The 12,865-nt window shown below is 53.9% G+C and carries 13 protein-coding genes; 7 read left to right on the top strand and 6 right to left on the bottom strand.

Annotated features, from left to right (window positions below):
• Positions 1-223 precede the first annotated feature (223 nt).
• Positions 224-1,351: an acyltransferase family protein gene (locus tag AC6I8W_RS23335; RefSeq protein WP_497838495.1), complete on the top strand. Its 1,128-nt coding sequence runs from the start codon at positions 224-226 to the stop codon at positions 1,349-1,351.
• A 34-nt stretch (positions 1,352-1,385) separates the two neighbouring features.
• Here AC6I8W_RS23335 and AC6I8W_RS23330 read toward each other — a convergent pair whose 3' ends face one another.
• The 4 genes from AC6I8W_RS23330 to AC6I8W_RS23315 form a co-directional block, all read right to left on the bottom strand.
• The gene (locus AC6I8W_RS23330; protein ID WP_497838494.1) at positions 1,386-2,318 is read right to left on the bottom strand and encodes a sugar kinase; all 933 of its coding nucleotides are present in this window, start codon (positions 2,316-2,318) and stop codon (positions 1,386-1,388) included.
• A 52-nt stretch (positions 2,319-2,370) separates the two neighbouring features.
• Complete coding sequence (locus tag AC6I8W_RS23325; RefSeq protein ID WP_497838493.1) at positions 2,371-3,027, bottom strand: RraA family protein; 657 nt, start codon at positions 3,025-3,027, stop codon at positions 2,371-2,373.
• A gap of 28 nt (positions 3,028-3,055) precedes the next feature.
• Positions 3,056-4,015, bottom strand: coding sequence for a C-terminal binding protein (locus AC6I8W_RS23320; protein WP_497838492.1), 960 nt, complete (start codon positions 4,013-4,015; stop codon positions 3,056-3,058).
• A gap of 127 nt (positions 4,016-4,142) precedes the next feature.
• The gene (locus tag AC6I8W_RS23315; protein WP_497838491.1) at positions 4,143-5,486 is read right to left on the bottom strand and encodes an MFS transporter; all 1,344 of its coding nucleotides are present in this window, start codon (positions 5,484-5,486) and stop codon (positions 4,143-4,145) included.
• A gap of 637 nt (positions 5,487-6,123) precedes the next feature.
• On the opposite strand from AC6I8W_RS23315, the gene AC6I8W_RS23310 reads away from it, so the two are divergent.
• Entirely contained in the window at positions 6,124-7,362 is a 1,239-nt protein-coding gene (locus AC6I8W_RS23310) for an L-dopachrome tautomerase-related protein (protein WP_497838490.1), read from the top strand.
• Between the two features lie 12 nt (positions 7,363-7,374).
• Here the strand turns inward: AC6I8W_RS23310 and AC6I8W_RS23305 are convergent, their stop codons facing one another.
• Entirely contained in the window at positions 7,375-7,923 is a 549-nt protein-coding gene (locus tag AC6I8W_RS23305; protein ID WP_497838489.1) for a helix-turn-helix domain-containing protein, read from the bottom strand.
• A gap of 102 nt (positions 7,924-8,025) precedes the next feature.
• Here AC6I8W_RS23305 and AC6I8W_RS23300 point away from each other — a divergent pair, with 102 nt between their 5' ends.
• On the top strand, positions 8,026-8,691 hold the full coding sequence (locus AC6I8W_RS23300; protein WP_497838488.1) for an AzlC family ABC transporter permease: 666 nt from the start codon (positions 8,026-8,028) through the stop codon (positions 8,689-8,691).
• A complete protein-coding gene (locus tag AC6I8W_RS23295; protein WP_497838487.1) occupies positions 8,691-9,011 on the top strand; it encodes an AzlD domain-containing protein in 321 nt (106 codons plus the stop codon). The genes AC6I8W_RS23300 and AC6I8W_RS23295 overlap by 1 nt, the downstream gene beginning before the upstream one ends.
• Here AC6I8W_RS23295 and AC6I8W_RS23290 read toward each other — a convergent pair.
• The gene (locus AC6I8W_RS23290; protein WP_497838486.1) at positions 8,993-9,535 is read right to left on the bottom strand and encodes a GNAT family N-acetyltransferase; all 543 of its coding nucleotides are present in this window, start codon (positions 9,533-9,535) and stop codon (positions 8,993-8,995) included. The genes AC6I8W_RS23295 and AC6I8W_RS23290 overlap by 19 nt on opposite strands.
• A 62-nt stretch (positions 9,536-9,597) precedes the next feature.
• Here AC6I8W_RS23290 and AC6I8W_RS23285 point away from each other — a divergent pair, with 62 nt between their 5' ends.
• The 3 genes from AC6I8W_RS23285 to AC6I8W_RS23275 all read left to right on the top strand — a co-directional run bounded on the left by AC6I8W_RS23285 (position 9,598) and on the right by AC6I8W_RS23275 (position 12,813).
• The gene (locus tag AC6I8W_RS23285) at positions 9,598-10,068 is read left to right on the top strand and encodes a GNAT family N-acetyltransferase (protein WP_497838485.1); all 471 of its coding nucleotides are present in this window, start codon (positions 9,598-9,600) and stop codon (positions 10,066-10,068) included.
• 43 nt (positions 10,069-10,111) lie between these two features.
• Positions 10,112-11,080: a magnesium/cobalt transporter CorA gene (corA, locus tag AC6I8W_RS23280; RefSeq protein ID WP_497838774.1), complete on the top strand. Its 969-nt coding sequence runs from the start codon at positions 10,112-10,114 to the stop codon at positions 11,078-11,080.
• A gap of 338 nt (positions 11,081-11,418) precedes the next feature.
• Positions 11,419-12,813 (top strand): amidase, encoded by a 1,395-nt coding sequence (locus AC6I8W_RS23275; RefSeq protein WP_497838484.1) that lies wholly within the window; start codon positions 11,419-11,421, stop codon positions 12,811-12,813.
• Positions 12,814-12,865 lie beyond the last annotated feature (52 nt).

Below are 12,865 nucleotides of genomic sequence, written 5' to 3'. Positions count from 1 at the left end.
ATTGAGTTTTATCTTAACCTTTCCAATATCTCACCAATTCATCATGTTACGCTTCGCTTTGTAAGCTTATTCTTATCAGGATTAATTTTTCTTGAGAGTCTGTTTGGTTTTGCAATAGCGATTTTCCTAAAAGATGTAAACGAACGGTAAACGACCATTCGAAGTGTTAGCATCAATTTAATCAGTGTCGCTTCTTTAAATAATTCATCTTTGAGGTGCGAGAATGAATACGCCATCGTTTTTATCTGGCCGTAATATCGGCCTGGATTTACTGCGCGCCGGATTAATTCTTGAGGGGGTGCTTTTACATGCGTCGAGAAGTCTTCCGGGTGAAAATGGCTGGTATTATGTCGCGCAGCGCGACCCCTCGGAGTTATTTACTGCCTTTATTAGCATGATTCATACATTCAGAATGGAGGTGTTCTTCTTTCTCTCGGGGATGTTTTCCGCGCTGGTGGTATTACGTAAAGGGCAACAGGTATTTCGAGACAACCGCTTAAAGCGGGTGCTGGCTCCGCTTATTACGGCGTATTTGTTCCTGCCACCGCTGATGTATGTGATTGCCTGGCAAATGAAAGGAACGCCCTTATCGTTGGCGGGTTGGATGCACAGTTATTCAATGATGCATCACCTGTGGTTCCTGGTCTCATTGTCCGTCATGTCGTTAGTTATTCCGCCCGGATTCTATCAATTTGCAGCCAGGCAGCTCGACCGTTTTTCGCTGCCGTGGTTACTGGTAACCCTGATTGCGCTTGCCAACGTCTGTTTCTTTCTTAAGTTTTTGGTCAAAGGGCAGGGGGAGTTTATCGAGTTAATCCCGGTTACCGCCCGTTTTGTGGTTTATTATGCGGCCGGATATGCGTTATATGTTAATCGCGAAAAAATAGCCACTTATGTTGATTCCTGGGCGATTAATAAGTGGTTGATTGCGGCAATGGCGCTGCTTACCTGGCTGGGATTTTACGTGGTCGCCCATCATCACATTGCCAGCGCGTTGAAATATCTGCCGGTGCTGACGGGTAGCGTCCTCTCGTTCCAGTTGGCTTACTGGCTGGTATTTGTCTTTGAACGCCTGCCGGTGAAGGAGAATCCGTTACTTACCGGGGTGATCGATTCTGCGCTGATTATTTATCTGCTGCATTATCCAGTGGTGATCACCTTCTCCTGGCTGATGGATATCTGGCTACCGGCCAATCTGTCGATTATCTATGTCCTGATCAACTGTTTCATTGGTATCGCGTTCAGTACCCTGTGCTATGTGCTGATTAAACGTTCGCGCATCGCATCGGTACTGTTTGGTTTGAAGGTCAAAACGAAAAAAGCGGTGTTACCCGTCGCAGCGAGGCTGTAAATCATGGCCCGCCCTTCAGGGCGGGCAGGTGTGATTAACCAGCATGGTGCAGAAAGGCGTCAACCTGAGTACGGGAAGGGATCGGAGCCACCGCGCCGTAGCCGGTGGTGGTGAGCGCCGCTGCCGCGTTAGCGTAGCGCAACGCATTTTGTGGGGCATCACCCGCCAGTAGACGGGTAAGAAAAGCACCAGAGAAACAGTCTCCTGCACCGGTCGCATCCACAGTCGCGACTTTATGACCTGCGGCAACAACACGTTCCTCCGAGCTGGCATACATCGCGCCTTCGCTGCCCATCTTCAACACCACCTGCTTCACGCCGAGATGCAGATAAAAATCGGCGATCGCATCGGCGTCTTGTAAACCGGTCAGCAAACGTGCCTCATCAAGGCTTGGCATGCAAATATCCACCCAACGAGCAACCTCATGGATCACCGCGCGGGCGCGCGCCAGCGGCCAAAGTTTCAGGCGTAGATTGGTATCGAATGAAGTTAGCGTTTGATGGTTACGCGCCAGTTCCAGCGCGGCAAACACACTGTCACAGGCGCTGTCACTGATTGCCAGAGTAATGGCTGAGGTGTGCAGCAGCCGTGCGGTGGCAATCGCAGCTTCCGGTAAGTCCTTCGGACGCAGGCGGGAAGCGGCGGATCCTTTGCGATAAAAGGTGAAGTGGTGGCCGCTGGCGTCGTGGCTAATAAAGTAGATACCGGTCGGGGCATCTTCATGACGCAACACCCAGTCACAACGGACATTTTCCTGCTGCCATAACGCAACAAATTGATCACCAAACACATCGGTGCCGAGCTGTGTGAACATCGCCACTTTCGCGCCCTGTCGTGCCGCGCTGATGGCAAAGTTCGAAGTGTCGCCGCCATAGCCGCTGAGATAGCTAACCGGTTGTTGTGCCTGTGGTAACTGGCTGAATTCGTACAGCGGTTCACCAAAGGAGAGAATATCCAGATCTTTCATTGTGTTGTCCTGTCAGGCGGCCACGGCAAGGTGCCGGGGCCGCTTATCACGGTTAAATGCGGCCGTATTTGGCCAGACCTTCACGCAGCGATCCTGACTGGATAATCAGTTTGGCCTGTTCCAGCTCGCGCTGGTCGATCGATTTGGACAGTTCCAGTACTGCGTCAACGTGAGCTTTCGGCACACAAACCACGCCATCAACATCGCCCACGATCAGGTCACCCGGGTTAATGGTCACTTCACCCAGCGTCAGCGCGACATTGGCATCAAGGGTTTTAAAACGTCCCAGCGTGGTGCCTGGCGTCACGGTTTTGGCGTAAACCGGGAAATCATAATCACGGCGGATCTCGGTCAGGTCACGCACGCCGCCCATCAGCACCGCACCTTCGTGTTTATTCGCGACCGCGCCTGCGGTCATCAATCCGCCCCAGACGGCAACGTTTTCCAGCGCCGGGCTGCCGCCGATCACAATCACTGAACCTGCTTCTGATTCATCAATTGCATCCAGCGCGTGCTGCGGCGGCAATTTTTCCTCGGTGACATCTTCCAGGATGGTGACGGCCGGGCCGACGATTTTCTTGTCATTGATGCGATTCTTCACTTCGAATGGCAGGAACATGGTTTTGCCCACAATCTGGTCACAGGCATCGGCAATCGATGCGGTAGAAAAAATAGCGCGATAACCGTCAATAATCTCTTTGCTATACATCTTGTTTTCCTCTTGGCAGGGCGGGTGATTAGCGATTCACCCAATTCAGGGGTTTGTTGCCTTCAAACACGCGCAGCACTTCCTGCGCGGCTTTGCGTTGCAGTTCAATCACCGATTCTTCGGTGAACCAGGCGGTATGATCGGTACAGATCACGTTGGATAAGGTCAGCAGCGGGTGGTCGGCACGGATCGGTTCCTGTTCGAATACGTCGAGACCGGCGGCAAATAACTGACGATTTTGCAGCGCATGGAACAGGGCGGTTTCATCGATCAGACCGCCGCGTGAGGTGTTGACCAGCACGCTGGTAGGTTTCATCAGGGCCAGTTGTTCAGCGCCAATCAGATGGCGGGTTTTCTCTGACAGTGGGACATGCAGAGAGATGAAATCAGCTTCGCGGCACAGGGTTTCCAGCGAGACGCGCACCACACCGGCATCTTCTGCGGCCTGCGCATCCAGCAGGGGATCGCACACCAACAGGGAGCGGAAACCGATACCCCGCGCTTTGGCGGCGAGACAACGGGCGATGCGGCCAAAGCCAACAATGCCCAGCACTTTGCCGCTCATGCGAAACATCGGTTCGGCCTGGCCGATATTCCACTGGCCGTGATGGACTTGATGATCGCGTGAGGTAATGCGGCGTGTGGCGGCCAGCAACAGCGCCAGCGCGTGTTCAGCCACATCTTCAGAACCGTAATCTGGCACGTTAGCGACATAGATGCCTTTCTCTTTGGCCGCGACGAGGTCGACGTTATCGACCCCTACGCCGTAACGTACGATCGCCTGACATTTATCGAGCGCGGCAATCAGGCTGCCGTCGAGGCGAGCCTCACGCAGCATCACTGCATCGGCGTCACGTAACTGCTCCAGTTTTGTTTCCTCGGAGGCACTGGCAGGGACGACCACAAATTCAGGATGAAAAGCGGCGAGGATGGCTTCTTCTTCGCGGTAATGCTCGTAACCCGGCTCAAGAACCACAATCTTTTTCATGACGACCTTCTTGAAAACTGACATGTTAGATTTAATTGATGTTGCCGATAGAAATGGCTATCAGCAACGTTTATTCCTGATAATGGTGATTTGAATCACATTTATTTTTTATATCTGAAATGTCAGATTAATGACCTGGCATCGGAGCGGCATTGGCGGGTTCACGCTGGCGTTGCAGCCATTTGATGATCATCATGGTGCTGATGCCGCCTACCAGCATGACGATGCTGAGATAGACCATCGGTGCGGTGGGGCTTTGCATTTGATCGCGCACCAGCGGGATGGTGTTCTGGGCGAAGAAGCCACCGAGGTTAGCCAGTGAGTTGATAATCGCGATCCCCGCCGCCGCCGATGCGCCAGAGAGGAACTTGGTCAGATTCCAGAAGCAGGGCTGGATGGCAAACACCGACAGCACCACTCCGCAGATAAAGGCGAAACTGATCACTGGCTGGCTGGCGAACCACACCGAACCGATCAGACAGGCGGCGGAGGTGAACATCGGCAGGGCCACGTTAACGAACGGGTTATTGGTGCGTTCTGGCTTTTGCGTCAGCCAACGCAGCATGATCATCACCAGCGCCCAAGGGATCATATTGACGAAGCCGTTGGTCATGTCGGAGACCCCGAAGGATTTCACGATGGTTGGCATCCAGTAGCTGATGCCATAGGCACCAAAGCAGATAAAGCCATACACCAGTGCCAGCGCCAGCACGCGTTTGTCGGTCAGCGATTTGAACAGCGTATCGACAGACTTATCGGTTTCCTGGCGGCGTTCTTCCTCCAGGCGCTGCGACAGCCATTGCTTCTGCTCACGTGACAGGAAAGTGGCGTGTTCCGGGCTAATGGGAAACCAGCTCATCACCGGAATGATCAGCACAATCGCCAGCAAACCGGTCATCAGGAACAGCCACTGCCAGCCTTCATAGCCCATAATGCCGTGCATACTAAGCAGCGCGCCGTTCAGCGGTGCGCCAATCATATTGGCGAACATACTGGCGGTGACCAGAAAACCCACCACGCGCGGGCGATATTTGGTCGGGAACCACTGAGTTGAGTAATAAATCAGGCCGGGATAGAAACTGGCTTCAGCCAGACCCAGCACAAAACGCAGGCTGTAAAACATGGTCAGACTTTGCGTAAAGGCGAGGGCGACGGTGATGATGCCCCAGGCGGCGAGGCTGAGTGCAAACCAGCGTTTTGCTCCGACCCTCGACAGGATCAGGTTGCCCGGTACGCTGAAAATCAGGTAGCCGATAAAAAACAGCGACGACCCGAGACCAAAAGCCGATTCACTCCAGCCAAGACTACTGACCATCTGCAATTTGGCGAAACTGATATTTTGCCGATCGATATAAGCCACCACATACATCGCCACCATCAGGGGGACCAGCATAGTGATGATTTTACGGATGGTGCTGTGCTCGAGGTCGCTTGCGACGCCGTGCGTTTTACTCTCTGTCAAAGTACTCATAGCTGCTTTCCTGATTCTTATACGATTGAATGACAGCGTGAGAAGCCGCGAAAAGCGCACGTCTGCTCCCTGGTGGGTTGCGGTGCAAAGTCAGGTTGAGGTAATCCCTTGCTTTGCGCAGACGCTAACTTCGCGCTGAATGTCACTGGGTTAAAACTGACATGTCACAAATCTATCAGGTGGCGGATATAAAGTTAGCTACATGTTAGTCATTTGCTAAATTGATCACAAAAAAGACAGCATCTGGTGCCTTAGTGTGACGATAGTCACGAATGGAATAGTATTGAGCATGATTTTTGCAGCATCAGGAAAATTTCATAAAAAAATTCGTAACATGTTAGTTTAAATTATTAAAAATATATTTTTATTTCAACAAGATGTGAGATTTGTCTTTTCTATGAATGTGCCGGGATGCTGAGGGAAGTCTGCACCTGGACTAAGCCTAAAATCAGCGGATGATCACATATCATCTTCGCTGATACCCGCTATCAGCAGTGCTGATGTCTGAAATGCATTTTGTGATGCTGCATGCAAAATCATCAGATGGCCCCTTTACCTGCTGCAAGGTGATGCTAGATTCTGACATGTCAGAATTTGACGTATAACCACAATAAAACCATCATTCAGGGGTAAAATCATGTTCTATGCATCTCCCTCACATCCGGTAAAAAAACTGTCTGCCTCGATCCTGCTGCTGGCAACGGTCGGCATTGGACTACCCGCGTTGGCGGCGACACAGCCTAAACTGGACGTGGTCGCCGAATGGAATCGCCTGCCGTATGACCTGAAAGACCCGGCGGCTGCGGCAGCCTGGAAAAAAAATGACACCAAAGCGATGCTACACGGCGTAAAAGTTGATGCGCATGGCAACCTGTACGTCAGTACCGCCCGCTGGGGCGGCCCGGAAGTCCCGGCAACACTGTCAAAACTGGTGAAAAAGGACGGGCAATGGATGCTGCAGCCGTTTCCCAGCGAGGCGATGAACGATGTGCATAATCCGCAGGGTTTAAAAGCGGTGCTGGGTTTTGAGATCGATCGCAACAATGTGATGTGGATTCTCGATCAGGGGCATATCGCGGGTGCGCCCAATAAAGCGGGAGATGAAAAACTGGTCGCCTGGGATTTGAATAAAAACAAAGAAGTCGCGCGCTATACCTTTACTAACGATCAAGTCGACTTTACCTGTTCGTTCCTCAACGACGTGGCGGTGGATAACGACGCGGGCGTGGTATACATCACGGACTCCGGCATCATGTGTCACCCGTTGAAAGGCGGTTTGCTGGTGTACAAAATGAAGACCGGTGAGGCAAAACGGGTGCTATCCGCACCTGAATGGGTCAATGACCAACCGGGTTTCACCTTCAGCATTCATGGCGAGAAGGTGCTGAAGGACAAAGACGGCAAAGCCAATCCGATGCTGACGGGTGCTGACGGCATTGCGCTGTCCGGCGATAAGAAAACCCTTTACTGGACTAACCTCACCGGCAACCGGTTGTTGAAAGTGCCGACTTCCGTGCTGCGTAATTTCAGCAACAGCGAGACGCAAATCGAAAAGGCGATCAAGGTGGACACGGTGCTGCCGTCAAATACCGATGGCATTACAGCCGATCGCCAGGGCAATCTTTACCTGACGGCTCTGACGCTGAATGGTCTGATGAAGCGTGATGGCAAAACCGGCAAAGTCACGCCTTTAGTCACCAGCGACGCGATTGCCTGGCCTGACACCATTGGTTGGGGACCGCACGGCGATCTCTATTTTGTCAGCAACCATCTCAACAGCTGGGTAGGTGGCGAGATGAATTTTGATAATCCGCCAGTGCCGAATTTCCGCATCTATAAAGTACACGTGGGCGGCACGCCATACACCGCGAAATAATCGTGTAATCCGTTAATTTTGCTCCGACAGCTGCACTGCCATGGTATTCGGCTCCAGCGCTTCAAACAGGTGCGGTTCATCCGCGGGATAGCAAATATAGTCGCCGGGGCCAAGCACTACCGGCGCATCGCTGGGGCCGACCAGCGCGCGGCCCTGCGCGATAATCACATGCTCCACCGAACCTGGCGGGTGTGGTTTTGACGCACGTGGTGCGCCCGGTTGGCTGGTGACCAGATAGAGATCGCGACGACCACCCGGTGGACAAGTTGCCAGCAGCGCGGCCTGATAATCCGCCAGCTCCGCAGAAACCACCATCCCTTCACCTTTGCGGATCACCTGCAAACGCTTCACTTCCGGCTCCATCAGGCGGGCGAACGGAATATTCAGCGCCACACACAACGACCACAGCGTTTCGATGCTGGGATTGCCATTGCCTGCTTCCAGCTGCGAGAGGGTGGATTTAGCGATACCGGCGCGGCGCGCCACTTCGGTCAGGGAGAGTCCGGCGCGCTGGCGTTCACGCGTTAATCCGGCGGCAATGATGTCAATCGGCGGGGTCACAGCTACTCCTGTTCGTTATAACGAACAAAATGTTCATCTTGTAAAACGGTGTCGGGCCGTTCATTATAACGTCTTTCTTGTTCGATATGAGATGAATTTGTTATGCGTCTGGGTGCAGTGCCTCTGGATAAAGGGGTATTAAAAGCGATTTTCCTCGTCTGTCTGGCCGACGGTATCGTCGGACTTTCTTATGGTTCGCTAGCCGCAGCGGACGGTTTCCCCTTGTGGGTGCCGATTGCGCTGTCCACGCTGGTACTGGCCGGTGCATCCGAATTCTTGTTTATCGGTATTGTCGCCGGTGGCGGCAGTCCGTTGACAGCAGCCGCAGCGGGTTTATTGGTCAATGCGCGCCATCTGCCGTTTGGTATCGCGGTAAAAGATCTGGTCGGGCAGGGTGGTCGCGCGTTGTTTGGTTGTCACATTATGAATGATGAAAGCGTCGTCTTTGGTATCTCCCAGCCCAAACTGGCACAACGTCGGGCAGCTTACTGGATTTGTGGCCTGGGCATTTTTGCCATCTGGCCGCTCAGCGTGATCAGTGGGGCGGTGATTGGGCGTTTTATCCCCGATGTCTCAGCGATTGGTCTGGATGCCGTTTTTCCCGCCATTCTGATTGCGTTGATTTTCCCGGCACTGCGCCAGCGTCGTACCCGTATCCCGGCATCGTTCGGGGCATTGCTGTCGGTCGTTGCCACACCGTTTGTCCCCGCCGGGATGCCGGTACTGTTTTCGTTGTTAGGTCTGTTGAGCTGGCGGGAGCGTAAATAATGGAAAACGGATTAGTCATTGCCGGGATCGCGCTGCTGGCGAGTGGGACTTACCTGATCCGCTTTGCCGGTTTCCGTCTGGGTAGCCGGATGCAGATGTCAGAGCGGGTGCGCAGCATGCTGTCCGATGCCGCCACCGTGTTACTGCTGGCGGTGGCGGTGACCACCGCGTTGTTTGAGGGCACACATTTTGCTGGGGTCGCACGTATCGCCGGGGTGTTGTTTGCGGTGTTCCTCGCCTGGCGCAAAGCCCCGCTGATTGTGGTGATCATTGGGGCAGCCTTGATGACGGCCATCCTGCGCTATCTTGGTGTGCCCTGATCGCGCCAGTTCTGCGCGCGTAATTCATACACCAGACTGGCGGGTGCGCCGGGGATGTCTTCAACCCGGTCATAACAGCGTAAACCCGCCTTCTCCAACACCTGCTGCGAGGCGAGATGATCTTCCCGCACCGCCGCATCAATCACCGGTAGCTGGCAGTGAGCAAAGCCATAGGCAATCACGATGCGGGCAAACTCGGTGGCATAACCTTTACCCCATGCTTTTTTTGCCAGCCGGTAGCCCAGATTGTTTACCGGCCTGCCAGCAAACTCGCGCACCGTTAAGCCACCAAACCCTATCACCTCCTCGGATCGCTCGCGCAGACAAATCGCCCAGTTACCAAACGGATAGGATTGCCAGTGCGCCAGCCAGCGTGTTAACACTTCTTCGGTAAAAGTGAGATCAGGAAATGGCCCGGCAGGATTAAACATTTGCGTGCTGGGATCGCCATAGATGGCGAACAACGTATGCAGATCCCGTGTTTCAACCGGGCGTAAAAAGAGTCGCGATGAAAACAGTTGCATATCAATAGCCTCATTCATCTTCCTGACAGGGTTTTTGGATTATAAACATACCAGGAGACAGCATGACACCGCGTTTAGCTCGCACCGATGAAACCGCCGCGTTATGGCGTATTCGTAATCTTGCCATCCGTCACGGTTGCCAGTCGGTTTATCCCGCAGAGGTGATCACTGCCTGGACGCCCGATACCCTTCCTGAGGGGTACTTCGAGGCGGTGCGTGGCAATCCTTTCTTTGTGGTGGATGATCCTGACCACGGCGTAGCCGCTACTGGTTTTCTCGATTTGAGCTGCGGCAGTGTGGAGGCGATTTTCACCCTGCCGGCGTGCTGCGGGAAAGGCTATGCCAGTGCAATTATGCATACTCTTGTGGCAGAGGCGCGGCAGCGCGGGTTCACGCAATTGACACTGGCGGCCACTCCCAATGCCAGTAGCTTTTATCAGCGCCACGGATTCAGCATTGTGAAGCACAGCCTTTATCATTCGGCGTTGGCGGGGGCGGCATTGCCCTGTGTTGAGATGGTACGGGAGCTTTAAGACTATGATTACAGGACGTCAGCCCAAGAAGGATCTGAATAAGATGGTGATTAACTGCGTGGTCTACCGCCACGGTCAGCGTGAAGAACATGTCGACATCGATGACATCAGTGAAGTGCTGAAAGAAGACAATACCTTCGTCTGGCTGGGTTTATACCAGCCCGATGCGCGTTTTATGCAGACCCTGCAACAGGAGTTCAGCCTGCATGAACTGGCGATTGAAGATGCACTGGTGGCGCATCAGCGTCCGAAAATTGAGCAGTACGGTGAATCGGTGTTTGTGGTGGTCAAAACGGCCCACCTCGATGATCAGCAGCGCATCACGTTTGGTGAAACCCACTTCTTCCTGGGCAAAAACTTCCTGATTACTGTACGTCACGGGTCGACCGATGGTTACGGTGGCATTCGTGCGCGTGCTGAAAAAAATCAGGCAATGATGAGCGAAGGCCCGGCATACGCGATGTACTGCATCCTCGATTGTATTGTAGATAACTACAGCAAAATCACCGCCAGTCTGAGTAAGCGCATTAGTGACATGGAAGATGAAATGTTCAGCACCCGTTTCCATCGCGATACGCTGGAGGAGGTGTACCACTTGCGGCGTGAACTGTTGTCGCTGCGCAACGCGGCGATGCCTGTGACCGAAATTTGCCCGCAGCTGGTGCGCTTCCATGAAGATCTGGTGCCCAAAAATCTGCGCGCCTACCTGCGAGATGTGCAAGACCATGCCCACCACGTGATGATCGATGCTGAAGACATGCGTGAAATGCTCACCAGCGCTATGCAGGTGAACCTGGCGTTGGTGTCGGTGCAGCAAAGCGAAGTGAATAAAAAGCTGGCGGGATGGGGCGCGGTATTAATCGTACCCACCATCATTTTCAGTATGTATGGCATGAACTTCGCCGATATGCCGGAATTACACACCCATTTTGGTTATCCGGTTGCCCTGGGCGTCACCGCGATGATTTGTGGTTTTATGTGGTGGCGACTGAAGCGTTCGGGTTGGTTGTAATCGGGCACGGCGTTTTTCCGTCAAACGATTTTGTTATTACTGCGCACGGTAAAGCGGCGATTTGTTTGTCGCCGCACATTCCGCGCAATTATCCACCAGGCAACATGCCAACTGCCATCTCTACCTGCCTCTGTGCGTCAGGCAGCGAAACATTCACCAGATTGTCACTGGGCTGACATTTCCTGCTGCTTCTCATCATCACGCTTTCCTATTACGCGCCCGAAGTAAATACAACATATCCCACATTAACAACATTATTCGGTCTTGCATCCTGCTGCGACTATGCCACTATCTGCTCAACAGTTAGTCAGCCGGATAGAGTGTGAAATATGCAGGAGATGCCGGATTTATTAACCGCTTCGGCGCAAATTCGTCAGGGTGAAAGCAGCAGTGTGGCATTGGTTGAATTTTGTCTGCGACAGATAAAAACCCACAATCCCACATTGAATGCCTTTGGCGATGTGTATGACCAGCAGGCGCTGGCAGAAGCGGAAATCTGCGACCGCGAACGTCAGCAGGGCAAACTGCGCGGTCCGTTGCACGGTGTACCGTTCGGCATTAAAGACCTGTTTGCCACTGCCGGATTACGCACCACCAAAGGCTCGCTGACTGCACTGGATAACGTACCGAACAGCGATGCGCCGATTATTGCGCGTTTAAAAGCCGCCGGGGCGATCATTATCGGCAAAACCGCCACCACCGAGTTCGGCTGGACCGGCTCCAGTTTTTCACGCGTGTTTGGTCATGGCCGTAATCCGTGGAATCCCACCCTGACCAGCGGCGGCTCCAGTTCCGGGTCGGCGATCAGCGTGGCGGCACGGATGGTGCCTGCCGCGTTGGGATCGGATGGCGGGGGATCGGTGCGCATTCCGGGTGCATTTTGTGGCATTTTTGCCCTGAAAGCCTCGTTGGGGCGCATTCCCACCTGGCCGTGGTCAGCCACCGAGATGCTGAGCCATGCCGGGCCGATGACCCGCACGGTGCGCGACAGCGCGTTATTGTTTGATCTGCTTTCCGGCCCGGATGCCCGTGATCACCAGGCGCTACCCGCGAAAACCGAAAGTTGGCTGACACGATGCGATGCACCACTGCCACGTTTGCGCGTGCATTACAGCCCGACCTTATTTAATACGCCGGTGGATGATCGCATCGCGGCCTGTGTTGAGCAGGCGGTTGAACAGATGGCACATGCGCTGCCAGTGACGCTGACGGCCAAACCACTCAGCTGGCAAAGTCCGTTCGAGACGTTTGACACGTTGTGGAGCGGTGGACGAGGTATTGCCTACGGTGCCGCCTTACAGCAGCAGCTTGATCAACTGGACCCCGGCTTCGCCACGCTGATCAATCGTGCCCAACGCATTGATTTGGCAGATTACCTGCATGCGCAAAAACAACGTGCCGCCTTTGCCGGTCAGGTACATGCCCTGTTCGATGAGGTGGATTTGCTGATCACCCCAACGCTGCCGGTGCTGCCATTTGCTGCCGATCGTCACGCTCCTGAAGGTCAACCTGATGGCGACAGCGGTGTTGAGTGGGCGCGCTGGACGCCTTTTACCTGGCCGTTCAACCTGAGTGGCAACCCGGCCGCCACGGTGCCGTGCGGATTTACCCCGGAAGGTCTGCCGGTGGGGTTACAGGTGATCGGTCGTCGTTATGCCGAAGGAGATGTGTTGCAGTTCTGTGCCGCACTGGAAGCGTTAATGCCGTGGGATCAACACCGGCCCATGTTGTAAACGCCGCGCGATAAATGATCGCACTTCAGCGTAGCGGCGCGATTTATCGCGC

Source organism: Pantoea sp. X-Soil-TKNS-1211, from assembly GCF_059730495.1.
This window is presented reverse-complemented; position numbering and strand designations above follow the sequence as displayed.